Raw genomic sequence first — 24,825 nt, forward strand, 5'->3', positions numbered from 1 at the left:
TCCCGACCCTGCTGCATGTCTGCCGCATCCCGATCGTCATCTCGACCTAGCCCAACCTCGCTGTGTTTTGGAGGCATCTACATGGCTCAGCTAAGCGACCTCTCTCACGAGATGCGAAATGCATGTATCAAGATGGTGGCGGCCGACCCTCACCTCAAATTCCTGGTGACCATATCGCTTCACCCTGGTGCCTCGCGTGCAGCCGTAGAAGCTGCATTGAAGGGCTGGTGCGCGCGGGTCGATCGGGAGTATCTCGGACGCAACTGGCTGAAGATGCCTGAGAAGATGATGAGGGGCGTCGCGTTCTTCGAGGCGGCACCTCACAATCACGCTCATCTTCTCGTTGCGCCGCCGGTGGGGGCCAGTGCCTTCCACTTCGAGATGAACGCCGCGCAGATGTTCCGTCCCGAGGCGGCACCTGAACTGCGTCTCGTTCCGCCACAAGCGCTTGCTCAGCGCGGCGTGATGCAGATCCAAAGCATTGGAGACAGTGCTGAGGATCGCCATCGTTTGGCTAAGTACGTCACGAAAGAGATGGAATGGCGAGAGGCAGCGCTTCATGATTGGGCGCCGCTCTCAGAGCTCGGCCGCTAACTCGACCGCCTTCCGACATGATTGATCATGGTGGTCGCCTTCGCCACGTGTCGGTGATCGCTTGCTACCCTTCGCAGCCTTCAACTCCGCTCCTTCTTGGGGCGGGGAATGGATGAATATACCCAAGAGACTGGTCTTATCGAGACACCCGCCGAACGATCGGCAAGCCGACCATCCGCGATCATCCTCTTGAACATGATCGACTGACCCGGTTCAGTCATCGAGATCGATCCGATCAGTTAAGGCTAAACCAAGCCACCGAGTCACCACGATCCACTCTCGATCAGATCGAGTCTCACTCGACACCCAGCCTCTTGAAGCCGTCCACGACGCGGTATGATCCATCTCCAACCGGAGAACCCGATCATATGTGGATCTGCCTCAACGACAGCTTCGTCTCAGCCGTCCAGGACATCAATCGCCCGTCGAGGTTGATGGTTCGCTCTCGAAGGCGGAACCACCTCGAGCGGCTGTTCCCCGACCACGAGATCCTGACCACGATCCGATCCGACTATGCCCACCGGGTCTTCGTCGAGCGGGATGACTTCAAGCGGGTTCTGGTCGATCAGGTGAATCTCGTCACCTACTCAAACTTCAAGGACAGCGTACGAGACCCGGTCCTTCACGACCTCTACCTCGACTTCTGGATGCTTCATTGCAGCGCAAACTCGCCGCGTAACATCAACCCGTATCGAGGCAGGCACTTCGCTAAATCAAGCCGCCATCTGCGCCATATGTTCTGACGACGGACAATGCCCGGCTGCAGGCTTCTCAGTTAGAAGCGGTTCGAAATGCGTTCGCCTGCCCCACTTCGTGCCGTCGCCGGTCAATGTCATGGATTGGATAACCGAGAACTGCACCGACACGCAGGGCCAACGGCTCCCACATTTGGCGTGCTGCGATGTAAAGCTCGAAGCCATCCTGTCGCACGGCAATCCCCGCGCCCGCCAGAGTGTGGGTTGCTGCGATGTAGCTTTGTCGATCCCGCTCATGTTCAACGGCGCTTGTGAGACCTTCATCAGCTGTTGGCGCAATCCGATCTAGCGTCTCGATCAACAGGAAGGCACCCTGCCGCAGCGATGTGACGGCCGCAGAGTTGATGAGCGCAACGTACCGTGACCGATCGAGCGTCGTCTCGATAAGGGTCACGAGGTCGAGGAGTACAAAACTGAACCGCGCCAGCGAATAACGCGGCTCTTCGAAACTGAAGTAGAACAGCAGCGGATAGAAGTGGTGTGCTTCCTTTGTTGCCGCGAGCGATCGGGCAAGGTTGCCGAGTTCTGAGGATGCATTGCCGCATTCTCCCGAGGGCATGAGCCGCGCCAACATCTGGGCGGCATCGCCGGTCCCATCTGTCGTGAGGTCGATCATGAGCGCGAGTGCGTTGCGCTCGCGAAGCGCGGAATAGACTTGCACGAGGAAGCTGAGCACCAGCGTGAGCACCGAGCCACCGATCAGCGAGTTCACGAGAAAGAGCATACGGGTGCCCGCCGTGTGCGGGGCATAGTCGCTACCGCCGACAATCGACAGGCTGCTACCGGCCACGAAGAGCGCGGTGACGAAGTCAGACGATGCTTGGCCGCTGGAGGGTCGTATCGCTGTGCCGAGTTCGGGGTGAATGACGAGCGCCGCGCCAACCGTCAGCCCGAGTGCCCAGAAGCCGATCAAGAAGACGACAATGAGCGGGCCTGCAAGCGACAGGATGGTTCCACGTCGCCCGCCAGACAGCGCGGCCACGGCACGAAGCAAGGTCCAGATGGCTCGGTTCCAGGAGGGTGCGAGCAACCCGGTGCCCGCCCTGGCGTAAAGCACCGTCAGGAAGATGTCGGAGAGAAAGAGGAGAACGAGCGCCGTTCCGATAATCTGTTCAAGCGTCATTGGCAGCGCCTCGCATCATCGCTCTCAAAAGCGCAATCTCAGGGCCTTGCCGACCGAGTTCCTCGGAGATCCATGAGACCAAGCGTTTGCTTCCCCTGCGAAGAAAGGCGGCTCGCTTTCTACGAGAGCTGCGAGCTGTAAGGTCTTCATCGATTTCTCTGTATCCTATCTCCGGCAAACGCGGCATCACCGGCCTACAGCATGGGTAGCCGGCGCGGCCGGGGACCAAGCGGGAACGCCGCGTCGATCCGGGCGAGCTCGGCTTCCGTCAGTCGCAGCGTCTGAGCGCTGGCATTGTCGGCAGCATGTTCGGGGCTGGACGCCTTGGGGATCGTCAACAAGGACGGCCGCCGCACCAGGAACCGGAGCGCGACCTGGCGCGCGGTCGCGCCGTGGTTGGCCGCTATCTCCTCCAACACGCGGCCGCACGACGTGTCCGGGCCTGGGAACCTGCCGTGTCCGAATGGGCTGTAGGCAACAGTGGCAACGCCGTGCTCCTCGCACCAGGGCAGCACGGCGTGCTCGATCGCGCGCTCTTCCAGGTGGTAGAGCACTTGGTTGCAGGCAATCCGCCCCGCGCGCCCAGCTTTCCAAGCTGCCTCAAGGTCGGGTACGTCGAAGTTGCTCACCCCCCAGCACAGGATCTTGCCCTGTTCGCGCAGCCGCTCGAAGCCGGCGAAGGTTTCCTCGATCGGGTGCGAGCCTGGCCAGTGGAGGAGGTAGCAATCCAGCCTGTCGGTTCTCAGCCGCGCGAGGGAGCGCTCGCAGGCGGCCATGGTCCCTCCTCGCGAGGCATTGCCGGGAAGGACCTTCGAGACCAGAAAGACCTCGTCTCGCCGCCCGGTGATCGCCTCGCCGACCACCGTTTCGGCGTCGCCGTACATCTCGGCCGTGTCGATATGGGCCATTCCGAGATCGAGGCCACAACGCAGGGCAGCGACCGCGGTGGGCCGGTGCGCGTCGTCGATGTACCAGGTCCCTTGGCCGATCGCCGCAACCTCGCGGGACGATGGACCGAACCGGCGCTGGTCCGCGTCCGTCTGTTGCGACGCGGAGAGCTGTTGCGTCACGGCGTTGGGTCTCATTCGGCCACCACCTGCCGCGATGGCGCACGTGTGCTCATTAGAAGCTTGATCATCTCCCGGTTGAAGGCCGGGATGTCGTCGGGCTTGCGGCTCGTGACGAGGCCCCGATCGACGACGACCTCCTCATCCACCCACTCCGCCCCCGCATTCTGAAGGTCGGTCCTCAGCGACGGCCAGGAGGTGAGGCGCCGTCCCTGTGCGGCGCCCGCCTCGATCAGGGTCCAAGGCCCGTGGCAGATCGATGCCACCGGCTTGCCGGCATCGATGAAATCCTTGGCAAAGGCGACAGCCTTCTCGTTTATCCGCAGAGCGTTGGGATTGATGACGCCACCCGGCAGGAGAAGCGCATCGAACCGATCCGGCCTCGCTTGGTCGAGGGGCACGTCGACGGGCAGGCTGTCCCCCCATTCCGTGAACTTCCAGCCACGAACCCGACCATCCTTGGGCGACACGATCGAGGTGAGGGCACCCGCTTCATCGAGCGCCTTGCGCGGTTCGGTCAGTTCGACCTGCTCGAAGCCATCCGTAACTAGGATGGCGATCTTCAATCCGTTGATGTCGGCCATATCATCGCTCCTTCCGATGTGATCCAGGGGGCGCCGGTTGCCGCTACTTGGGAAGCTTCGAGGCGAGCACGTCGATTTCTTCGATCGAAGGCGGCTCGGAAAGAAGTTCGGACGCCTGTTCCTTCAGAGCTTGCGCGAGGCCGCCGGAAAGATGAGCGCGACGGCCCGCCTCGTCAGGGAAGGCGTCGAAAATGCCAAAGGTCGACGGTCCGATCCGAACTGCGAACCAGGCTGTCGTCGCCGGCTCCTGCTCGACAGTCGGGAGACCGCCGCGCAGAAAGCGTTCCACGTCGGCCTCTCGTCCGGGTTTTGTCTCCAATCGTACGAAAAGCGCTTTGGTCACCATGGCGCGCCTCCTGTGATGGTGAGCAGTTCTCGTTCTATTTCCAGCTTCAGCCTTCGCTGCCCGTCAAAGCGAAAGCGATGATCAAAGTCGGCCAGTTCGGCGCATCGAAAGGCTCTCACCGCCCACTCCGGGGCAGCGGGCCATTCGAGGAAAAGACGCGGTCGGTCGAAGACAGTGTGCTCGGGATCGGCGACCGGCGCATGCAACAGCCGCAGCCGGCGGGATGAGCCGCCTTCGCGGGGCCTCGACTGCTCGCGTCACGCTCGTGCGAGGCAAGGATGCTGCTCCCAGAGGCGCCAATGCCGGCGATTGCCGGGGCGCTGAGAAACATCCGTGATGCCCCGGCGCCGCATTCCGGGCAAGCGCATGGGTTCTTGAATGCCGCCATGGGCTGCATCGCCGTGAACGGCCCACACGCTGAGCAACTGTAGTCATAGTTCGGCATAGGACGTCCTCATGCGCGAAACGGTCACGGATGGGCGGTGGAGCGGCCAAAGGAACTGCCGCTCCACCTTACGGGCGGTTACGCGGCGGTTTTCAGTACGACCTTGGTCCAGCCATCATCGCGGGCGTCGAAATGCTTGTAAGCGTTCGGCGCCTCATCAAGCGGCAGCTCGTGCGAGACGATGAATGACGGCTCTGCACGCCCGGTGGAGATCAGGTCGCGCAGTTGCCGGTTATAGGCCTTCACGTTGCATTGCCCCGTGCCGATGCGCTGACCCTTGAACCAGAACAGGCCGTGGTCGAAGACGATCTCGCCTTGCTTGTAAAGTTGGTCCTGCGGCGCTGGGTCCTGCGGGGTGAAGACGCCGACGACGCCGATACCGCCGGTGAACTTCACCGATTTCACCAGGTCGTTCATCGTCATGTTCGGGTGCTCGTCGCCGCCCGGGTCATGTGCCTGATAGCCGACGCATTCGCAGCCGCGGTCGGCTCCGATGCCGTTCGTGAGCTCCAGCACCTGGTCAACCGGGGAGCCCTTGGAGTCGTCGATGGGCAGGGCGCCGATCGAGCCCGCCAGCCGCAGCCGGTCGGGATGACGGTCGACGACCATGACCATGCACGCGCCCTTGATCATCGCCGAGTAGGCCGCCATGAGCCCGACCGGGCCGGCGCCATAGATGACGACGGACTCGCCGGGGCACAGTCCCGCGAGTTCGGTGCAATGCCAGCCTGTCGGGAAGATGTCGGCCAACATCACGTAGTCGTTCTGCCGCTCTTCCGCATCCGGCGGCAGCTTCAGACAGTTGTAGTCGCCATAGGGGACACGCAGCAGATCGGCCTGCCCGCCGCGGTACGGGCCCATGTCGGCGAAGCCGTAGGCGGCGCCGGCCATGTTCGGTACGACGCTTCGATCCGCGGTAGTCAGGCAGAAGGCGCTCAGGCCACGCTTGCAGTTCTTGCAGAACCCGCAGCCGATATTAAAGGGGATGGCGACCCAGTTCCCGACCTTTATCCGGTCCACCGCATTGCCCACCTCGACCACCTGGCCGAGGTTCTCGTGCCCGAAGACGCCGCCCTGCGGGAAGTCTGTCCGACCTTCATACATATGCAGATCGGAGCCGCAAATGTTGGTGCTTGTGATCCGCACCAGCACGTCGGTCGGCTTCTCGATCCTTGCATCCGGCACGTTCTGCACCGCCACGTCGCGGGGTCCATTGTAGACGACAGCTCTCATAACGCTCTCCTTGGTCTATCGCTTGAACTGCTTTGACTCAGCGTTGCGGAAAACGGATACGAATTGGCCCGGACGCCGCTCACTGCTCGAGCGGGGCAGTCATGCCAGGAGGCAGCAGACTTTTCTGACGGGAGCACAACTCGTACTCAGCCATACAGTATGAGCAGCTCGTTTCACTCGCCTTGGTCATCGAGCAGCAAACTTGGATTGCTCACGATTACCGCTGGCTGCAGATGATATGAACCACGACTTCTTCGGTCGAAAATATCCGTAGAGTTACTAAGTGGCACTTTTATCGCCGACGTTACGGTGAGACACAGACGAGGCTAACGGTCTTGGCACGCACTTGGCATGCTCGCTCCCGATGGCCGTTTTAGTGCCAATGGTCCAAACAGCAGATGTCTGGCTAGGGGAAATCAGCTCGAAAAAAAGCAAGGACCGGAATAGGTCGGAATGCGGACTGTCTTCTTCTAAAGAATATGCACCAAATCCCGACCGTCGGCTAACGGCCCAAGTCCCGCCGTTCCGCTTTGTGCCGCGTCACAGACATCCAGGCAAGTTCCAAACCGGATCACCTGATGGGGGCGGCCAGTCATTAGAACGCGGCAGCCGGATTGACACTTTTAGAGATTCGCCCCTGATCTGACTCAGACCGATCATTTCGCAATGTTCGGGAAGGCACTCAGAAACAAAGCCATGCAAACGCTGGTGGTTTGCCGCCACCATAGGAATCGGTCGGCGGGACCAAGTCTTGTCGGCTCAGAAAATAACCGCATCCGATAGGACAACGAGATCATGACAAGACAATTGGTCGGGAAAGTCGCTGCGGTGACGGGCGCGGCGTCTGGAATCGGGTTGGCCACCAGTGAGGCCATGATCGCGGAGGGAGCGCGCGTGGTGATGGTTGATCGCGACCAATCCGCGCTCGAAGCACTTCGGGACAAGCATGGTGATGCCGTGCTTCCTGTGGTCGTTGACCTTCTCGATCCAGCGGATTGCGCAACCTTGCTCCCTAGAGTGCTTAACGCTGCTGGCCAGCTCGATATCTTTCACGCCAACGCAGGCACGTATGTGGGCGGCGAATTGGTCGATGCTGACACGACGGCCATCGACCGGATGCTCAACCTTAACGTGAACGTCGTGATGAAGAATGTGCACGATGTCTTGCCGCACATGATCGAGCGCGGTACGGGCGACATCATCGTCACGAGCTCGCTCGCCGCCCATTTCCCCACCCCTTGGGAGCCGGTCTACGCCTCGTCCAAGTGGGCCATCAATTGCTTCGTGCAGACCGTCCGGCGACAGGTGTTCAAGCATGGCATCCGCGTTGGCTCAATTTCGCCGGGACCGGTGGCAACCGCGCTGCTGTCGGACTGGCCAGCCGACAAGCTAAGGGAGGCGAGGGAAGCCCAGAGTCTCCTCGAAGCCAGCGAGGTGGCCAGTGTCGTGACTTTTATGCTCACCCGCCCCCGCGGCATGACGATCCGCGACGTGGTGATGATGCCGACCAACTTCGACCTTTGAGGCCTGCGCTGCTCAGCGGAGGAGCCGCTAATCAGCGCTGCAAGTAGGCCCCAAGTTTTGCTGCTTCCGCCATCATCGCAGGACCGTCGTTCTTGGACGCATCCTGCCTCGGCAAGCTGTTGAGTTCACCATGATGAAGCCGCTCGGCATGCGCCGATCATCGACACGCAGCTTGCCGTGGCTCTTGGGAACAAACGGACGCTACCGCAACACCTGTCCGTCTGTCAGCCAAGCATCTCGCTTACCCGCCGTCTCCTCACAAAGCCTGGAGTCATATCGTATCCCCAATCGATCGGACCGGGGCCTACAGGTCAGGCTGCTCCCAATCTAATCGTGTTTGCCGACAACGCACCCTCGTGAACGAGGAGGCCAATGCCGCCGTTGTGAAAAGCATGAGCACTGGCATCGCTTGCCTCGATGCGTGTGTCACCGACGGTGGCTGTGATCGTATCACCTGCGATCCGCGCCTTGACCGGGATCTGGTGTTCGAAGGTGAGTTCGAAAGACGTGCTCGCGAGTACCTTCGTTTCATCGTCACGCACGCGGACGATTTCGAGCTTGTTGTCGCGCGTCATCCTCACCGCGTAATACCGCTTGAGGCCTTGAACGCGGAGCGCGATGCCGCCGTAATTGCCCAGATGCACGGTGACGCCCGTTTCCACTGAATAGTCGGTCCATTGCCGCGTGCCATGCGAGACAAGGCCTTCGTCGCGTGATTGCGAGATGCGGAAGCTCGCGGGAAAGCGCTTGGAGAAGAACGAAACGCCGTTGACCCATGCCATGCGCCAGAAGTCGCCGTCGCCGGCCGGGCGCTTGAGCGTGAAGTCGGGCGCGCCATCCCAGCGCAGGTAGTCGATCAGCAGTGTGCCGTCGGCGCGCTTCCCGGTAGTGGAAATTGCGATGCCGATCTCGGCGATCGGTTGGCCGTCCTGTTCGGGCACGCGCCATTCGAGAACGGTTTCCTGGCCGGGTGCGAGAGCCACGGCTTCGCCCTCGACGTCGTTGAGACTGTCGCTGCCATTATAGGCGCGAAGGAACAGGCCGGCCTCAATCGTGCCCTTGTTGGTGTCGGGCGCGATCACCCGAGCGCGCACCGTCTGGCCGGGATAGACCAGCGGACTCGCCATCAGGTCATAGGTGCGCATGGCCAGCACCTCCGGGGGGGAGAACGTCGGGGTCGTGGCAATCGCGCGCTGGCCGGGAGCGAGCGCGTGATAGTTGATGCCAAGGGCCCGATCCGGTCCCTGTTCGATGTTGGTAACTGAAACCTGGGGCGCGCCGTGGCGCAGAAGCTGACGGAACCCTTGCGTGCTGCCCGGCAACGAGAAGTGGAACTGCGCTCCGTTCTTTGGTGGCGCCATCGGCTCTTCACCGTTTAGGCGTCGGCCGAGATCGGCAAGATAGATGGCAGTGCGCACCGCGTCGTTGACAGAGTTGCCGCCATCGGCCGAGGAGATCAGGAGGCGATCAGCCACGGGCCCACGCCAGTCCGGCCCGTTCTCGATGCCTTCGAGGCCGAGCATGATGCCGAGCAGGCAGCCGACATTGCCGGCATTGCAATCGGTGTCCCAGCCGGACGTGTTCACGATGGTCTGCGCCAGCGCGAAATCGTCGGGCGCATAAAGGACAGCCATGATCATCAACGCATGATTTGGGATCACGTGGCAGTTCCCGGGATATTTGTCGTAGCCGTAGCGGTCCTCGATCAACTGCCGCGTGTGGCGCCATTCAGCGTTCGCCTTGTGCCATGCGCGGATGTCGGCGATGAGTTTGGCGATGAGGCTCTCTGCCGGGATCACGGACAGACCCGTGTCGATCAGGTGGTCGATGTCGCTCGAGCGGAAGGCTTCCGCTTCCATCGCGGCCCAGAGCATCGCCGCATAAACGGACTCTCCGTCATGACTGACCTTGCCGGCCTGCTCCGCGAGCTTCGCGGCCAGTTGCGGCTTACCCGGTGAGACGAGCGCCCAGCCGTCGATGAAGATCTGCGCGCCGATCTGCTCGGCCACGGTCTGGCCATTGGTTTCAATCGAGCCGCTGGCGGGTGCAGGAATCCCCTTCTTGAGGTTGATCCAGGCTGTGTGCTCGGTGGAATTGCCGACTCCGCCCCACCACAGGATCGAGCGCTCCTCGACGATGTAGTTAAGCCAGGCCTTGCCGATCTCTTCAGCCGAAAGGTCGGGCGAGAGGGTATAGTCTTCCAGCGCACGCACGAAGGTGAAGGTGCCGGCCACATCGTCGTCGGTGACGACCAGCGGCTGGTCGAGCTGGTCGTGAACGTAATAGGTGATTTCGCCCAGCTCCTCCATGATCCTCTGGTAGGTCCAGCCCTCGAAGGGGCGACCGAGATAAACGCCGATCAGCTTGCCGAGAACGCCGGCATAGACGCGTTCGAGATAGTCGTTCGGGACGGGCATCGGGAAACCTCGATTGTTCGAAAATTGAAAGCTCAGCCCTTCACGGCACCGCCAGCCATGCCTTCGATGAAGCGGCGCTGGAGCAGGACGAAGAGGATGACGACGGGGAGTGTGACGATGAGAGCAGCAGCCATGATCTCACCCCAGTCGGACGTGTACTGACCGCTCAAAAGGAAGAACGCGACCACCGCTGTCTGCCGCTCAGCACCTTGCAGAAACGTCGTGGCGATCAGGAACTCGTTCCACGAGTAGAGCCCGATGATCAGCGCGACGGTCAAAATGCCGGGCGAGACGATCGGAAGCATCACCTTGGAAAAGACCTGCCAGTGGCTGGCACCGTCCATGATCGCCGCTTCTTCGAGCTCGCGCGGCACGGCAAGAAAATAGGTGCGCAGGAGCATCACCGCGAAAGGGGAATAAACGGCCGTATAGATGAGCGCCACCGCGAAGGTGTTGTTGATGAGCCCAAGCCGCGCGAAGCCGAAGTACAGCGGAAACAGAAAAAGCTGGATGGGCGCGGTCGTGGTGCCGAGCAGATAGAAGGTGATGATCTTCCAGCTCTTCACCTTGCGCCGCGCGAGCACATAGGCGGTCAGTGAGGCGGTGGAGCAGACGAGCACGATGGTGGTCGCCGTCAAAATCGCCGAGTTCAGCATGGTCGCGCCGAAGCGCGCGTCGGCCCATGCGCGGGTGAAGTTGTCCCAGCGCAAGACTTCGGGCAGCGCCAGCGGGTTCTGGACAATCTGCGCTGCGGGCTTCAGCGAATTCAGCACCAGCAGCGCGATGGGAAAGAGCGCGATCAGCAGTCCGATCCCGAGGGCGCAATAAGTAAGGCGCAGCGTCGTGCGGTTCTCGACGAGGTTCATCGATCGAACTCCTTCGCCTGCGCGCGGATATAGAAGGCGGTGGCAGCGAGCCCGAACAGGCTGATGACGACCGCGACCGCGGCCGCCTTGCCTACCGCGAGATCATAAAAGGCGCTGCGATAAGCGAGGGTGGAAAGCACCTCGGACGAGAAGGCCGGGCCGCCCTGCGTCAGGATGTAGACGAAGTCGAAAACGAGAAACGACCAGATCACGGTCATGATCATCATGAGCGTGATCGTGGGGCGGATGCCGGGCAAAAGCACGTACCACATCAGCTGCCAGAAGTTCGCGCCTTCGAGCCGCGCCGCCTCGATCTGCTCCTGCGGCACCTGCCTGAGTGCGGCAAAGAAGATCACGCAAAGGAAGCCCCACCAGTGCCAGAGATCGACGGTGGCGATGCCGTACAGTGCCGTCGAGGTGCGGGTGAGAGGGTCGGCCACCTCGATGCCGAAGCGGTTAAGGAGGCCATTTATCCCACTAACAGGACTGTAGATCATGCCCTGCCAGACGCGCGCGGTGATGGCTGTTGCGATGACCATGGGCAGGAAATAGATGACTTGAAAGAACGATGACCCGCGCCGCGCGACGAGCAACATGGCGGCGGCAAGCAGGCCCATGGCGATGGGCACCGTTAGAAAGATCGCAGTCCAGATGACGTTGTTGGTGAGTGCCGTCCAGAACACACGGTCGGGCCACAATGCGCGGAAGTTGGCGAGGCCGACAAAGACCGGATCGGAAATGCCGTCCCAGCGGAAGAAGGCGAGCGAGATCGTCATCAACGCCGGAATCAGGATGATCACGACATTGATGAGAAGCGTCGGCACCAGATAAAGGCAATGCATTCCGGTTCTCCCGGCTGAACAGGCAGGGGAGCGGCCGAAACCGCTCCCGGATATTGGCTGGAAGGGCTTAGCGCGCAGGGATCGCTGGCACCTTGCCTTCTTCCTTTTCGCCCTGGAACGTCGCGTCCAGCTGGGCCAGGAAATCGGCGGTGGTCGAGCGTCCGAGCCAGACCTCCTCCATGCCGCTGACAAGGTAACTATCGGTTGCCGGCGGCAGGAAGGTCCAGGTTGTGTAGCCGTAGCGGTTGGCGGCAACGGACTCCGCCAGCGTCTTCATGGCTTCCTGATAGAGAGCGGGCACTTCCGTGCCGATCTTCACTTTGGAGAGATCGGACAGTGGCATGTTCCACTCTCCCTGCCATGCGGTATTCATCGCGCCATAGGCTTCGTCGGAGAAGATAAAGTCGATGAGTGCCGCAGCCCCGTCCGGGTTCTTCGACGAGGCGGCGACCGAAAAGGTCGAGCCGACGCCGAGCGGATAAACCGGCCCTTCGATGCCATCTGCCGTCGGAAAGCCGACGAAGCCCGCTTCCGCGTTGTTCTGAGGGAAGTAGGTCGCAACGCGCTGGAACTGCCAGGTGCCGGTTGGCATCATGCCGGCCTTGCCCGATGCCATCAGGGCAAAGGCCTGCTCGTCCGTGAGCGAGAAATAGTCCTTGCCGAAATAGCCGGCCTGCCACCACTTGTTGAGCGTATCGATGGCCTTCACGAAAGGCTCGGCCGTCCAGGGCTGCGCGCCGGTCAGGGCCTTGTAGACGTTATCGGGCCCAGCTACGGCGTTCAAGGCGATCGACACATAATGCTCGTTGGCGGGGCGCCAGTTGGCATTGCCGGCAGCGAAAGGCAGGATGTTCGCGGCCTTCATCTCCTCAGCGAGCGCTTCCAGCTCGGCCAATGTCTTGGGCGCCGTCCAGCCGTTCTTCTCGAACAGTGTCTTGTTGTAGAACAGGCCAAGCGTTTCGTAGGTCTTGGGCAGGGCGAAGAGCTTGCCGTCATAGCGGCCCATTTCGAGGAAAACGGGCAGCAGGCGCTCGTTCCATTTGAACTTAGCGGCATAGTCGTCTAGCGCGAGCAACTGGCCGGCCTTGGCCATCGGCGCCACATAGCTCGGCCCAGCGGTGAAGACGATATCCGGTCCGCTGCCCGACAGCATCGCCACGCGCAGCTGCTTGTCCAGCTCGGTGCCTCGGTAATCGACGGCGACGTCGAATTGCGGATTCTTCGTGGTGAACGGCTTCACGAGAAGGTCGCGGATGAAGCCCTGCTGCTCGGGCGTCGCGGTCTCGTACCACCACGTGATGCGCTGCTTGTCCTGTGCCCGTGCGATCGTGCCGAGCGCGGTATTGGCGAGAAGCGCGCCGCCTGCGAGCTTCAAGCCGGAAAAGAGAACGTCGCGTCTGTTCATGATGGTTTCTCCCGAAAAAGGTTCTTGTTGCGTCACGTCGATTCCCGCTCGATGAGCTGGAAAGGCATTTCCTCAGCGGTGCCGGGGGCTGCCCGGTCGCCCTTGAGCCGCTTGAGCAGGATTTCCGCCGCACGCTCCCCCATACGGTCCTGAAACTGAGTCACGGTGGACAAAGAGGGTGAGACGAGGCGAGCGGCTGAAATATCGTCGAAGCCGATCACCGCGATCTCTGCCGGAATGGCGACCTTGCGCTCGCGCAGCGCTTGCATCACGCCGATTGCCATCAGATCGTTGGCCGCGAAAATGGCCGTGGGGCGCTTGGGCGCATCAAGTAGCGTCATAGCAGCGCGATGCCCGCCTACCTCGTTGAAAGCCTCGTCCAGCACGATCCAGGGCTCAGTTTTAATCCCGGCCAGTGCCTGACCATAGCCTTGGGCTCGTACCGCTTCAGGGCCACCCTTGCCCGCCACCATGGCGATGTGGCGATGACCACGTGCAATCAGGTGTTCAGTCGCAGCACGGGCGGCGGCGCGGTTGTCGACATAGATATCGTCGATCGGAATGGAGCCTGCATGCTTGGCTGAAGACTCCAGCCTCACCACTGGTATGTCGACATCCATCAGCACGCGAAGATCGGTAGCGCGGAGCGAAAAGAAGACGCCGATCACGCCATCAACACGACCCTCCCGCGCCCAATCCAGGAATTGGTGTTCTCGAGCGGGGTCGCCGTCGGTGTTCATCGTAATCACGTCATACCGCACGTCCTGCGCGATCTTTTGGACGCCGCGCACGAGCGCAGGGTAAAATGGATTGGTAATGTCGGGCACGATGCAGGCGATTGTCATCGTCCGCTGTGTCTTCAGCGCCTGCGCAAAGCGGTTGGGCGTGTAGCCAAGTTCTGCTGCAGCCGTTGTTATTCGTTGCAACGTTTCCACCGGCACAGGCGCCGTGGTCGAACTATTCAGTGCGATCGACACCATTGCCTGCGAGACGCCTGCGCGCTTAGCGACATCTCTCTGGGTTGGCCTGCGTGTCGGCAAAACAAATCCACTTATACGTATAAGTTATACGTATAAGTTTCTGCTGTTGCTAGGTCAAGCTGTTGCTTCAGGATCCCAAACAGGCCGCGAACCCTTCCACCTTTCGTGTTTTCCAGGGCTATGAGGAACATCATGATCGAAGAACAGGTTTCTGTTGCCCTTACTGATCCGAGAAGGGTGCGCGCCGCCGCTCAGCTCACGCGGGAGCAGGTGGCTGAGCGGGCGGGAGTGAGCCAGCAGGACATCAGCGGCCTGTAGTGTGGTACGCGAAACCCAAGTACCGAGACAGTCCACATTCTCGCGGTCGCGTTAGATGTGACGCATGTCGGCTTACTTAACCCCAGTTCCGAAACTTAGACCGCCGATTTCATCACCTATGTCCATGGGACAGCGGCATAATTTCATATTCAGTTTCAAAGGGGTGGCAACGGCCGTTGGACATCAACAAGATATTGATATTGATGAGGTATTCTGCTCCCCTAGGGCGTACCAGTAGCCTCCACGACTTCCCGACTTTGCTGAGTTTTATGACTTCAATGTCCAACCTTTCCGATAGGGTGGACGACGACTCGGCAAGTTGCGTTGCCTCTTTCCCAGCCGTTGATCTTTTCAAGCCGGCTCGGTGATCGTAGTCGAACCGAATGATCCTGGCTTTGGTCCAAGTGTGGAAGCCACCGCGATCCTCATTGCACGCGTCAACTGACCAGCCAGTGCGCGCCGGAGGCCGATATTCTGACTTTCGGCGAACCCGCCTGAATGGTTGGCGAGATGACACCGGAGCACGGGTGAGATCGGTCTGACGTTTCTCTCAAGCCACGCCTTGAATAAACCAAGATAGGCACACATATATTGATGGTGCAGCGCGTCCCCGTCAGAGGTTGATGCGCGATTTTCTTCCCTTTCGTCCGACCACGGATGTACTGGCGAGTTGAGTGGTGAAGAAGCGCACTTCTCGAAAGAGACAGCTGAGCCGTTGGGTGAGATCCCCAGCGGCTTTTTTGTTGTCCAATTTTCGTGGCGAGCAGCGTGAAAAGCAGCGCCTCAACCGCCTCTTTGCAGGAGCGCCTCCATGACGAACAAAGCCAAGCCCGATGTTTCCCCCAGCTCAACGCCTGAGACCGAGCGTGTGCCAAAGGACGGCTCAATGCCGCGCGTGTCCGACACGCTGATCAAGTCTCCCGAGACACCCGATGCGGACTATCATGCCGAGGCATTGGCGAATGCCGTGGTCGACAATGAAGCAGGTACGAGGCCCGACAGTGAAATCGGTGGTATCGTGCCGCTGAAGCGGAAGTAATCTCCGCCTACCCCCAATGCGAAGCCCGCGCTGAGGTGCATCCGGCATCACGGCATTCCGAGGGTCGTCACACGCGTTCGAGTTTGCGGTGTGGTCGAGCGGGCAGGGTGATGGTGATCGGGTCGCCGACAGCGACATCGCCCCCCGATACGACGATCCCCATGATGCCTGCCTTGCGGATCAAACCGCCCTGTTCGTCGCGGTCGAGAACGGCGGCGGTGAGGCCGGGCTGGTAGGCGTCGAGCTGGGCGCAGGGGTTGCGCAGGCCTGTGATCTCCACCACTGCACCGTCGCCCAATGAAAGCTGAGTGCCCGTGGGAAGGCTGAGAAGATCGATTCCGCGCGTCAGCACGTTTTCGCCGATCGTACCGGGGCCGACCCGGAATCCCTTGGTCTGCAGCTTCTCCAGCGTTTCCACGGCGACAAGATGAATCTGGCGCAGATTGGGCTGGTTCGGGTCGACCTTCCCGCGCGAGCGGTGCTTCACCGTTTTCCCCATATGCGCGTCGCCTTCGACGCCGAGGCCCTGGAGCAGGCGGATCGCAGACTGTGGTTCCTTGGAAAAGTGATGATTGGGACTGAGCGCCAGGGAGACGATTGTTGCGCTCATGAAGCGAACCGCCCCAGCGCGAACGGCTCGGGCGCCCGGTCGGCGGTGAGGCCGCGCAAGAAGGCGACGAACTCGCCGACATGGGTTTCGACCGCGCCGGTGTTGGAAATGGTGCAATCGACCGGCAGGTTGGTCATCGCGGCTTCTCGGTCGAGCCGGCGATCCACGGCCACGCCATCCTCGCGGCCTCGGGCGAGAATGCGGCTGCGCAAGGTTTCGCGCGGGGCTGTGACGAGCACCACGCGGGTCTCGGGAAAACGCGTGCGGGCATCACCGAGAGCGCGGCGCGACAGGTTGCAGATCGCGATGCGGCGGCCAGCGAGATCGTCGAGCACGAGCCCCGGAATGGCGTAGCTCAGGCCATGAGCGTCCCATGACAGCGCGAAGCGGCCCTGTTCGCGCAAGGTGGCGAAACGCTCGGGCGGCAAGGTGTCGTGGTCTTCGGCTTCCGAAGGCTGACGGGTGACGATGCGGCGGGGGAAAACGAAGTGATCGTCGTCCTCCAGGGCCTTCCGCGCGCCTGCGATCAGCGTGTCCTTGCCGGCCCCGCTCGGGCCTACGACGCAAACCAGAATGCCTGCCATCGTCTTGTTCTCCTCACTTCACGCCGCGAAACGACCTTCCGTCCACACGCGGCGGACCATGGGTGCCTCGTCGGCCACGGCCACTCGCACCAGATCGGCGCGCTTTCCCACTGCGATCTCGCCGCGATCGTCGAGCCCGGTCGCCTTAGCAGGCGCGGATGTCACCATGGTGATGGCTTGCGGCAATGTGATCGAGGCGACGCGGCGTGGCAGGTGGAAGGCGGCGAAGAGCAGGCTCGCCGGCACGTAGTCCGAGGAAAGCACGTCGAGAAGGCCCGCTTCGCCCAGCGTTTCGGCTGCCACATTGCCCGAATGCGAGCCGCCGCGCACCACGTTCGGCGCGCCCATCATCACGGCCACGCCCGCGCCATGCGAAGCTTCGGCCGCTTCCACCGTGGTCGGGAATTCGGCCACATGCACGCCATCCGCGACCGATTCCGCCACATGATCGGCGGTCGCATCGTCATGGCTTGCGAGCACCGCCCCCGCTTTTTCGGCAACCGCCACCAACTGCTTGCGATGGTCGGCCGCGAAGCGCTCGTGCAGGTCGAGGCGTTTCTGGATGAACTGCTGGATCTCGCTCTCCGACATCGAAGTGCGGCGGGTGTAGAAGCGCCGCCAGGTTTCCAGATCGCGGAACTGCCGCTGGCCGGGCGTGTGATCCATGAGCGACATCAGGTGCACGGGAAAGCGTGCCACATAGCTTTCCACCTGCTCCACCACATCCGGCGAGGCGATCTCGCAGCGCAGGTGGGTGCGATGATCGACGCGCAGACCGCCGATGCGACGCGCCGCATCGAGCGCTTCGGCGAGCGTCACGAGATCGGCTCCGATGGAGGCTGAGTCGGCATCCGAGCCCGCGCGAAGCGAGTCGAAGACGGTGGTGATGCCCGACGCCGCGATCTGCGCGTCATAGGCTGTCACGGCCGAGAGCGCATGCCAGCGCACATGCGGGCGCGGCGCGAAATGGCTTTCGAGATGGTCGGTGTGGAGCTCGATCAGGCCAGGCAGGAGATAGTCGCCTTTGAGGTCGAACCCGCGCTCGGGTGCATCGCCTTCACCCCACTCGACGATGCGGCCGTCTGCCACCGTGACCCAGCCCTTGTCCACCAGGCGGTCGGGCAGAACGAGAACGGCATTTTCGAGGACGAAGCTTTCGGGCTCAAGCATGGGTCAATTCTTTCTGGGATGCGCCGGGCTGGGGCGCGAAACGGGACACGTCGATCACCCGCGAGGCGACGGCGTCGCGCACGTCCTCGTCGTGGAAGATGCCGAGAATGGCGACGCCTTCTCGCTTCTTCTGTTCGATCAGCTCGACCACCGTCTGTCGGTTAAGGGCGTCGAGGGATGCGGTCGGCTCGTCGAGAAGCAGAAGCGAGCGCGAGGCGGCCAGGCCCCGCGCGATGTTCACACGCTGCTGCTCGCCACCGGAAAAGGTCGCAGGCGGCAGGTTCCAGAGCTTTTCGGGCAGGCGCAAAAGCGAAAGCATCTCCCTGGCCTTCTCGCGTGCCTGCTCCTCGCCGCCGTTTTCACCGCGCGCGGCTTCCGCCACCACGTCCAGCGTGGACACGCGGGGGATCACGCGCAGGAACTGGCTGACATAGCCGATCACACGGGCGCGCAAGCTCAGGATTTCACGCGGGGAGGCTTGCGTGACATCGACTTCGACGTCGCCGTCCCGCACGAGGATGCGGCCCCCGCTCGCGTGGTAATTGCCGGTGGTCATCTTGAGGATCGAGGATTTGCCGATACCTGACGGCCCACCGAGCACCACGCATTCGCCGGCATCGACCTTGAACGAGACATCGCGAACCACGCCGATCTCGGCCTGATCGCGCAGATGCAGCGTGAAGTTCTTGGAAACGTCTTGAAGTTCGAGAACGGGCGTCATGCGGGCAGCACCGAGGAAACGAGGAGCTGGGTATAGGCATCCTGCGGGTCGTCCAGCACCTGATCGGTGAGGCCGGTTTCGACCACGCGGCCGCCGCGCATCACCATGGTCCGGTGCGACAGGAGCCGCGCCACCGCGAGGTCGTGGGTAACGATGATGACCGCGAGGCCGAGATCGGAAACGAGGCCGCGAATGAGATCGAGCAGGCGCGCCTGCACCGACACATCGAGGCCCGAGGTCGGTTCGTCCATGAAGACGATGCGCGGATGGGTGACGAGGTTGCGGGCGATCTGGAGGCGCTGGCGCATGCCGCCCGAAAAGCTGCCCGGCATGTCGTCCACGCGCGCTTCCTCGATCTCGACGCGCGTCAGCCAGTCAATCGCCTTGCCGCGAATCTGCCCGTAATGGCGCTCGCCCACCGCCATCAGCCGCTCGCCGACATTACCGCCGGCGGAGACGCCCATGCGCAGGCCCTCACGTGCATCCTGCCGGACGAAGCCCCAGTCGGTGCGAAGGAGAAAACGCCGCTCGGCCTCGGAAAGGCTGGCCAGATCGCGTGTTTCGCCCGTGCGGAAGCGGTAATGAACGGAGCCGGCGGTCGGCTCCAGCTCTGTCGAAAGCAGCGACAGCAAGGTGGACTTGCCCGAACCGGACTCACCCACCACAGCCAGAACCTCACCTTCGTGCAGGTCGAAGGAGACATCGGTGCAGCCGAGCCGCGCACCATACATCTTGCGCAAGTGCCGCGCGGAAAGAAGGGACTGGTCGCTCATGCGGCGGTCTCCACGGGCAGGGCGGCATCGGGCGGGTCGAGGCGGAAACTGTAGCCGTAACGGGTGAACCCAAGGCTTTCATAGAAAGCGTGGGCGTGGGTCGAACGGACGTTGGAGGACAGCACCAGCTTGTAGCAGCCCTTGGCGAAGGCGAGCTTCGCGGCTTCCCGCATCATCTGTCGTCCGACGCCCCGGCGCTGGAAACGGGACGAGACCACTACGCTTTCCACCATGCCGATCGGCGTTCCCCAATGCGCGATATTGTCGATGCGCATCATGCAGAAGGTGCCAGCAGGCTGGCCGTCGACCTCGGCGAGATAAACGGCATAGTCGGGATAGCGCGCGAACGCCTCCATCAGGCGCTCACCGTCTTCGAGGGAGACCACGCGGCCATCATTGAAGTCGGGCTGCGCGTAGAGCGCGAGCACGGCCGGCAGGTCGGCCTTCTCAGCTTTGCGAACGAGGAGCTCAGACACGCGAGTTCCCTCCCGCCGTAATGGCTTCGGGCGCCGTGCCCAGCATTGCGCCGCGATGGCCCTCGCCACGGCGCGTTTCGCAATGGTCGGTGTCGGAACAGACGAACATGCGCCCCCCGCGATCGTCGAGCACGATCTCGTCGAGATAGACATCATGCGCGTCGCACAGCGCACAGGGTTGTTTGAACGTCTGCACCGCGAAGGGATGGTCCTCGAAATCGAGGCTCGTCACCTTGGTGTAGGGCGGCACGGCATAGATGCGCTTTTCGCGGCCCGCGCCGAACAGCTGGAGGGCCGGGCAGTCGTCCATCTTCGGATTGTCGAATTTGGGCGTGGGCGAGGGGTCCATCACGTAACGGCCGTCCACCTCCACCGGATAGGCGTAGGTCGTGGCGATATGGCCGTGGCGCGCGATGTCCTCGTAGAGCTTCACATGCATCAGCCCGTAATCGGCCAGTGCGTGGAGGCGGCGCGTTTCGGTTTCGCGTGGCTCGAGAAAGCGCAAGGGCTCGGGGATGGGCACCTGGAAGACGAGCACCTGATCCTCCGTCAACGGTGTTTCCGGGATGCGGTGGCGCGTCTGGATGATCGTTGCTTGCGTTGTGGCGGTCGTCGTTTCCACGCCCGCCGTGCGCTCGAAGAACTTGCGGATCGACACGGCATTGGTGGTGTCGTCCGAACCCTGGTCGATCACTTTGAGCACATCGTCGGCGCCGAGGATCGCCGCCGTCACCTGCACGCCGCCGGTGCCCCAGCCATAGGGCATGGGCATTTCACGGCTAGCGAAGGGCACCTGATAGCCGGGGATGGCGATGCCTTTGAGGATCGCGCGGCGGATCATCCGCTTGGTGCCTTCGTCGAGATAGGCGAAGTTGTAGCCGGTCTCGCTCATTCCGCGGCCTCCCGCATGGCTTCCTCAGCGGGCGCTGGCGCCGCCTCGTATTCTTGCCTGAGCGTGCGAAGCAGGCCGAGCTCGGCCTGGAAATCGACATAGTGGGGCAGTTTGAGATGCTCCACGAAGCCTGTCGCCTGCACGTTGTCGCAATGGGACAGAACGAATTCCTGGTCCTGCGCAGGCGCCGATTGCTGTTCGGCGAATTCGGCGGCGCGGAGCGAGCGGTCCACCAGCGCCATCGACATGGCCTTGCGCTCGGACTGGCCGAAGACGAGCCCGTAGCCGCGCGTGAACTGCGGTGGCACGCTTTCGCCACCGGCCTTCTGGCCGCCATGGAACTGGTTGACCATCTGGCACTCGGTCAGTTCCACCGTGCCCATCGGCACGGCAAAGCCCAGCTCCTCCGGCACGAACTCGACCTCGACCGCGCCGAAGCGGATTTCGCCGACGAAAGGATGGGTGCGGCCGAAGCCGCGCTGGGTGGAATAGGCGAGGCCGAGCAGGAAACCCTCGTCACCACGCGCCAGAACCTGCAGGCGCTGGTCGCGTTCGGTGGGGAATTCGAGCGGCGTGCGGGTGATGTCGCCGACCGGCGCGTCCGGGTCGGGCGCGGGCTCGCGTTCGATCAGGCCTTCCTCGCCGACCAGATCGACCACGCGTGGCGTCGCCTCGTCGCTGGCCGTGCCGATGGCGGGCTCAGCCGTTTCATCCCCCGCCGCTTCCAGTGCGAAGTCGAGCAGGCGGTGGGTGTAGTCGAAGGTCGGCCCGAGGATCTGGCCGCCGGGCAGGTCCTTGAAGGTCGCCGAGACGCGGCGGCGGATCTGCATTCGTCCGGTATCGACCGGCTCGCTCGCGCCAAAACGGGGCAGGGTGGTGCGGAAGGCGCGGACGAGGAAGATCGCCTCGATCAGATCGCCGCGCGACTGCCGGATGGCGAGCGAGGCCAGCGAGCGGTCGTAAAGCGACCCTTCCGCCATCACGCGATCGACGCCGAGCGCCAGCTGTTCGGCGATCTGCGCGGTGGAGATGGCGGGCAGGCTGGTGTCGCCACGCCGCTTTGACGCAAGCAGGCGATGCGCATTGTCGATGGCCTTCTCGCCGCCTTTGACTGCGACATACATGGCTCAGGCCTCCTCAGTCAGGCGCGACGAGCGCGGCAGGGCTGCGAGCGCGCCGGGTGCGGCGAAGATGAAGTCGACCCCGCGCGGAAAGAGCGTGCGGTTGTCGCGCAGGGTATCGATGAACTCGTCCGGCAGAGGTGTCGGTGAAAGTGTTCCGGGCCGTGGCAGGCCAGGGCCTTCGACGCGCAAGGCCGTGCCACCTTCCAAGCTCTCGACCGCGAGCACGACCGTCGTGGAGCGGTCGGGAAATTCTTCCGTGCCCAGCGCGAATGCGTCGAGCGGCGGCAGCGCGCGGGGATCGCGAACGAGCGCGAAAGCTGCTTCCGCCGGATCGCTGACGACCGGCGCACCGGTGTGGAAGCCCAGCCATTGAGCGACGGCGGGCTCGGAGCCGAGCGTTTCATCGAGCCAAAGCGGGGCGTCCTGATCGGCAAGCGCCAGCGCGATGCTCGCGAGTTCAGGCGTCAGCGGTGCCGGAGGGATGAGGTCAAGTGCCAGCGGCTGCACCGTGGTCGGGCGCGCCAGTGCATCCATCAGCACGCGAAACACCTTCTGCGCGTCGTGCGCGGCATCGCGAAAACCGGAGGCGAGTGCAGTGCTCATCAATTGTCTCCGCGCGTCATGGTGAAGAACTCGACGCGGGTCGCGGCGGTATGCTCCGCTTCGCGCTTCGCCTTGGCGGCGAGGCGTTCGGCGATGGGCGCGAGACCTTTCTCGACCTGCGAACGCGTTGTGGGGCGCTGCCAAAGCGCATCGAGAATGGCGGCAGCGCGCGCCTTCTGCCCGTCGCGGCCGAGATGGTAGGCAAAGCCGGCCGTCCCGTCGCTCAAGGAGACGGCAGCGCGCGAAACGCTCGCCTCGCCGACATTGAAGGGCGCGCCTTCGCCCCCGATCCGGCCGCGCAGCATCACGAGACCTTTCTCGGTGGGGCGCAGGTCGGAAACCGTCTCGTCACTCACCAGATCGGAAACCAGCGCTTCGAGTTCCCCACGCGGGGCATTCGCGCATATGCGCATCGCCGCCTGCCGTGCCTTGACCGTTTCTGCTTCCATTCCGTCCATCGGATGCATCCACTCGCCGTTCGTGGTCTTATTGACCTGAACTGAATGATTTGTCTAGTTATCTCGACAACTACACTGAAGGCAGAGCGTGACACGCTGATGACAGGGGCGACGGAGACCACGGCGGAAAGCTTCGAGCGGGGCGGGGGCATCGCCGTCTGGCGGCGCATTGCGGACGCCATCGAAGCGGAAATCGCGGCGGGCAACATGGCGCAAGGCGACAAGCTGCCGACCGAAGCCACGCTCGCGCAGCGTTTCGGCGTGAACCGCCACACGGTGCGCCGCGCGCTGGCCGCACTCGCGGCGGATGGTGCGGTGGAATCGACGCGCGGCAGCGGCACCTTCGTCGGCAGCGCGCGCATCCCCTATCCGATCGGCCCCTCCACCCGTTTTTCGGCCATCATGACGGCGGAAGGGCATGTGGCGGGCGCCGAGCTGATCGGTGCGGAAACGGTGGCGGCCAGCCGCGTGGTGGCCGAGGCGTTGGAGATCGAGGAAGGCGCTCCCGTCCTTCAGGTCAAGCTCAAGCGCCTGAGCGACGGCATGCCCGTCTCGCTTGGCACGAGTTTCCTGCCCTTGCCCCGCTTCGCCGGCTTTCCGGAGGCGCTGCGTGCGCAGGGCGCGGTGACGCCCGCACTGAAGGCCTGTGGTGTTCAGGACTATTCCCGTCGCGAAACACGAATTTCGGCACGCCTCGCAACCGGCGCCGAAGCCGCCACGCTTCAGCTCGAAGCCGAGCGGATCGTGCTGATGGCGACCGGTCTCAATGTCGACGATGCCGGCGTGCCGATCCAGTTCACCGAAGCGCTGTTTGCGGCGAGCCGGATCGAGCTGGTCGTGGGCTCGGGCCTGTAGGACCGACCAACACCCAGCCTGCGGGGTCGTCTGGCGGTTCTTTTCCGCCCCTGCTGCATCAAAACGCTTGCCCCTATCTCGATAGGAGCGGCACACTTTTCCTTGCAGGTTCGAAAAATCCCTCGCCAGCCGCCTCCCGATGCCAAATGTTGATCGGTCCTAGCGCGCCTCGCGCCCTATCAGTGCCAGGCGCAGGCGTGTCGAGATCCAGTCGATGATGGCGACCGTCACCAGGATCATCAGGATCAGGAAGGCGACCTGCTTGAGTTCGAGCACGCGGATCAGTTCGGTGAGGTAGATGCCGACACCGCCGGCACCCACGATACCGATAATGGTGGCCGAGCGCGTGTTGGATTCGAAGAAATAGAGCACCTGGCTCGCCATCACGGGCAACACCTGGGGCAGAAGGCCGAAGCGCACCTGATGCAGGCGGCTGCCGCCGGAAGCCTGAACGCCCTCCGCCCCGCGCCGGTCGGTCGCCTCGATGGCTTCCGAGAAGAGTTTTCCCAAGCCGCCGAAATCCGAGCAGGCGATGGCGAGGACGCCGGCGAACGGTCCCAAACCCACCACATTGATCCACATCAGCGCCCAGATGAGGGTGTCGACCGAGCGCACCACATCGAGCCCGCGCCGCACGGGGAAGCGAACGAAGATGTTCGGAATGACGTTCTTGGCAGCGAGAAACGCCACCGGAAAAGCGAGGATCGCGGCGACCAAGGTACCCAGAAAGGCGATGGCGACGGTTTCCACGAGCGCATCGAAAAAGGCCGTGAAGCGGCCTTCCGGGTTGGGCGGCAGCATCAGGATGGCGAACTCGCCCAGGCGATGCAGCCCGCCGAAGATGCGCGCGAGCGAGAAGTCGAGCGCGACGAAGGCAAAGCCGGTGAAGGCGACGAAAGCGGCGATGAGTGCCCCAAACTTGAACCGCTGCACCGTCGAGGTTGTGAAGAGTTCCGGATGGCGGCTCTTCAACCCGGCCATGTCGCCGAGCGCTCGCTCACGAAGCGTGGTGTCGGCGATG

At 62.7% G+C, this 24,825-nt stretch carries 28 protein-coding genes; 6 read left to right on the plus strand and 22 right to left on the minus strand.

The window, feature by feature from the left end; translation table 11 throughout:
• The first annotated feature begins 132 nt into the window (after positions 1–132).
• A complete protein-coding gene (locus tag NGM99_RS00255) occupies positions 133–594 on the plus strand; it encodes a hypothetical protein (RefSeq protein WP_252815044.1) in 462 nt (153 codons plus the stop codon).
• Between the two features lie 368 nt (positions 595–962).
• The gene (locus tag NGM99_RS00260) at positions 963–1,337 is read left to right on the plus strand and encodes a hypothetical protein (RefSeq protein WP_252815045.1); all 375 of its coding nucleotides are present in this window, start codon (positions 963–965) and stop codon (positions 1,335–1,337) included.
• A 28-nt stretch (positions 1,338–1,365) separates the two neighbouring features.
• Here NGM99_RS00260 and NGM99_RS00265 read toward each other — a convergent pair whose 3' ends face one another.
• From NGM99_RS00265 to NGM99_RS00285, 6 genes are all read right to left on the minus strand, one after another.
• Positions 1,366–2,472 (minus strand): hypothetical protein, encoded by a 1,107-nt coding sequence (locus NGM99_RS00265; protein WP_252815046.1) that lies wholly within the window; start codon positions 2,470–2,472, stop codon positions 1,366–1,368.
• A 194-nt stretch (positions 2,473–2,666) separates the two neighbouring features.
• Positions 2,667–3,542, minus strand: a complete 876-nt coding sequence (locus NGM99_RS00270; protein ID WP_252815047.1) for an aldo/keto reductase — start codon at positions 3,540–3,542, stop codon at positions 2,667–2,669.
• 11 nt (positions 3,543–3,553) lie between these two features.
• Complete coding sequence (locus tag NGM99_RS00275; protein WP_252815048.1) at positions 3,554–4,123, minus strand: type 1 glutamine amidotransferase domain-containing protein; 570 nt, start codon at positions 4,121–4,123, stop codon at positions 3,554–3,556.
• Between the two features lie 43 nt (positions 4,124–4,166).
• Complete coding sequence (locus NGM99_RS00280) at positions 4,167–4,469, minus strand: putative quinol monooxygenase (protein ID WP_252815049.1); 303 nt, start codon at positions 4,467–4,469, stop codon at positions 4,167–4,169.
• A gap of 115 nt (positions 4,470–4,584) precedes the next feature.
• Positions 4,585–4,914 carry an FmdB family zinc ribbon protein gene (locus NGM99_RS21670; RefSeq protein WP_353937357.1) on the minus strand — a complete coding sequence of 110 codons (330 nt, stop codon included), beginning with the start codon at positions 4,912–4,914 and terminating at the stop codon, positions 4,585–4,587.
• Between the two features lie 78 nt (positions 4,915–4,992).
• Positions 4,993–6,147, minus strand: a complete 1,155-nt coding sequence (locus NGM99_RS00285) for a glutathione-independent formaldehyde dehydrogenase (protein WP_252815050.1) — start codon at positions 6,145–6,147, stop codon at positions 4,993–4,995.
• A gap of 795 nt (positions 6,148–6,942) precedes the next feature.
• Here NGM99_RS00285 and NGM99_RS00290 point away from each other — a divergent pair.
• Positions 6,943–7,671 carry an SDR family oxidoreductase gene (locus NGM99_RS00290; RefSeq protein WP_252815051.1) on the plus strand — a complete coding sequence of 243 codons (729 nt, stop codon included), beginning with the start codon at positions 6,943–6,945 and terminating at the stop codon, positions 7,669–7,671.
• 311 nt (positions 7,672–7,982) lie between these two features.
• Here NGM99_RS00290 and NGM99_RS00295 read toward each other — a convergent pair whose 3' ends face one another.
• The 5 genes from NGM99_RS00295 to NGM99_RS00315 all read right to left on the minus strand — a co-directional run bounded on the left by NGM99_RS00295 (position 7,983) and on the right by NGM99_RS00315 (position 14,241).
• Positions 7,983–10,088, minus strand: a complete 2,106-nt coding sequence (locus NGM99_RS00295) for an ADP-ribosylglycohydrolase family protein (protein ID WP_252815052.1) — start codon at positions 10,086–10,088, stop codon at positions 7,983–7,985.
• 32 nt (positions 10,089–10,120) lie between these two features.
• Positions 10,121–10,954 carry a carbohydrate ABC transporter permease gene (locus NGM99_RS00300; RefSeq protein ID WP_252815053.1) on the minus strand — a complete coding sequence of 278 codons (834 nt, stop codon included), beginning with the start codon at positions 10,952–10,954 and terminating at the stop codon, positions 10,121–10,123.
• Complete coding sequence (locus tag NGM99_RS00305; RefSeq protein WP_252815054.1) at positions 10,951–11,796, minus strand: carbohydrate ABC transporter permease; 846 nt, start codon at positions 11,794–11,796, stop codon at positions 10,951–10,953. The genes NGM99_RS00300 and NGM99_RS00305 overlap by 4 nt, the downstream gene beginning before the upstream one ends.
• A 67-nt stretch (positions 11,797–11,863) precedes the next feature.
• Positions 11,864–13,201, minus strand: a complete 1,338-nt coding sequence (locus NGM99_RS00310) for an ABC transporter substrate-binding protein (protein WP_252815055.1) — start codon at positions 13,199–13,201, stop codon at positions 11,864–11,866.
• Positions 13,202–13,233: 32 nt separating this feature from the next.
• Positions 13,234–14,241 carry a LacI family DNA-binding transcriptional regulator gene (locus NGM99_RS00315; protein ID WP_289852284.1) on the minus strand — a complete coding sequence of 336 codons (1,008 nt, stop codon included), beginning with the start codon at positions 14,239–14,241 and terminating at the stop codon, positions 13,234–13,236.
• A gap of 132 nt (positions 14,242–14,373) precedes the next feature.
• Between NGM99_RS00315 and NGM99_RS21555 the strand changes: the two genes are divergently transcribed.
• Both NGM99_RS21555 and NGM99_RS00320 read left to right on the plus strand, forming a co-directional pair.
• The gene (locus tag NGM99_RS21555) at positions 14,374–14,499 is read left to right on the plus strand and encodes a helix-turn-helix domain-containing protein (RefSeq protein ID WP_289852285.1); all 126 of its coding nucleotides are present in this window, start codon (positions 14,374–14,376) and stop codon (positions 14,497–14,499) included.
• A gap of 811 nt (positions 14,500–15,310) precedes the next feature.
• Positions 15,311–15,538: a hypothetical protein gene (locus tag NGM99_RS00320; protein ID WP_252815057.1), complete on the plus strand. Its 228-nt coding sequence runs from the start codon at positions 15,311–15,313 to the stop codon at positions 15,536–15,538.
• A 67-nt stretch (positions 15,539–15,605) separates the two neighbouring features.
• Here NGM99_RS00320 and NGM99_RS00325 read toward each other — a convergent pair whose 3' ends face one another.
• Genes NGM99_RS00325 through phnG form a run of 10 tightly spaced genes read right to left on the minus strand, consistent with a single transcriptional unit; the run spans position 15,606 to position 22,940 of the window.
• Entirely contained in the window at positions 15,606–16,148 is a 543-nt protein-coding gene (locus NGM99_RS00325; RefSeq protein WP_252815058.1) for an MOSC domain-containing protein, read from the minus strand.
• Positions 16,145–16,732, minus strand: a complete 588-nt coding sequence (phnN, locus tag NGM99_RS00330; protein WP_252815059.1) for a phosphonate metabolism protein/1,5-bisphosphokinase (PRPP-forming) PhnN — start codon at positions 16,730–16,732, stop codon at positions 16,145–16,147. Before phnN ends, NGM99_RS00325 begins: the two co-directional genes overlap by 4 nt.
• Before the next feature lie 18 nt (positions 16,733–16,750).
• Positions 16,751–17,902: an alpha-D-ribose 1-methylphosphonate 5-triphosphate diphosphatase gene (locus NGM99_RS00335; RefSeq protein ID WP_252815060.1), complete on the minus strand. Its 1,152-nt coding sequence runs from the start codon at positions 17,900–17,902 to the stop codon at positions 16,751–16,753.
• Positions 17,895–18,623, minus strand: coding sequence for a phosphonate C-P lyase system protein PhnL (gene phnL, locus NGM99_RS00340; protein ID WP_252815061.1), 729 nt, complete (start codon positions 18,621–18,623; stop codon positions 17,895–17,897). The genes NGM99_RS00335 and phnL overlap by 8 nt, the downstream gene beginning before the upstream one ends.
• The gene (phnK, locus tag NGM99_RS00345) at positions 18,620–19,396 is read right to left on the minus strand and encodes a phosphonate C-P lyase system protein PhnK (protein WP_252815062.1); all 777 of its coding nucleotides are present in this window, start codon (positions 19,394–19,396) and stop codon (positions 18,620–18,622) included. Before phnK ends, phnL begins: the two co-directional genes overlap by 4 nt.
• Positions 19,393–19,872: a GNAT family N-acetyltransferase gene (locus tag NGM99_RS00350; RefSeq protein WP_252815063.1), complete on the minus strand. Its 480-nt coding sequence runs from the start codon at positions 19,870–19,872 to the stop codon at positions 19,393–19,395. Before NGM99_RS00350 ends, phnK begins: the two co-directional genes overlap by 4 nt.
• Complete coding sequence (locus NGM99_RS00355; RefSeq protein WP_252815064.1) at positions 19,865–20,764, minus strand: alpha-D-ribose 1-methylphosphonate 5-phosphate C-P-lyase PhnJ; 900 nt, start codon at positions 20,762–20,764, stop codon at positions 19,865–19,867. Before NGM99_RS00355 ends, NGM99_RS00350 begins: the two co-directional genes overlap by 8 nt.
• On the minus strand, positions 20,761–21,888 hold the full coding sequence (locus NGM99_RS00360) for a carbon-phosphorus lyase complex subunit (RefSeq protein WP_252815065.1): 1,128 nt from the start codon (positions 21,886–21,888) through the stop codon (positions 20,761–20,763). The genes NGM99_RS00355 and NGM99_RS00360 overlap by 4 nt, the downstream gene beginning before the upstream one ends.
• A gap of 3 nt (positions 21,889–21,891) precedes the next feature.
• Complete coding sequence (phnH, locus tag NGM99_RS00365; protein ID WP_252815066.1) at positions 21,892–22,491, minus strand: phosphonate C-P lyase system protein PhnH; 600 nt, start codon at positions 22,489–22,491, stop codon at positions 21,892–21,894.
• Positions 22,491–22,940: a phosphonate C-P lyase system protein PhnG gene (gene phnG, locus NGM99_RS00370; protein ID WP_252815067.1), complete on the minus strand. Its 450-nt coding sequence runs from the start codon at positions 22,938–22,940 to the stop codon at positions 22,491–22,493. Before phnG ends, phnH begins: the two co-directional genes overlap by 1 nt.
• A gap of 108 nt (positions 22,941–23,048) precedes the next feature.
• On the opposite strand from phnG, the gene phnF reads away from it, so the two are divergent.
• Positions 23,049–23,804: a phosphonate metabolism transcriptional regulator PhnF gene (gene phnF / locus NGM99_RS00375; protein ID WP_252815068.1), complete on the plus strand. Its 756-nt coding sequence runs from the start codon at positions 23,049–23,051 to the stop codon at positions 23,802–23,804.
• 159 nt (positions 23,805–23,963) lie between these two features.
• On the opposite strand, the gene phnE is transcribed toward phnF, so the two are convergent.
• Entirely contained in the window at positions 23,964–24,824 is an 861-nt protein-coding gene (gene phnE / locus NGM99_RS00380; RefSeq protein ID WP_435371374.1) for a phosphonate ABC transporter, permease protein PhnE, read from the minus strand.
• Between the last annotated feature and the right edge of the window lies 1 nt (position 24,825).

Source organism: Mesorhizobium liriopis, from assembly GCF_024053505.1.
GTDB classification, from domain to species: Bacteria; Pseudomonadota; Alphaproteobacteria; order Rhizobiales; family Rhizobiaceae; genus Mesorhizobium_B; species Mesorhizobium_B liriopis.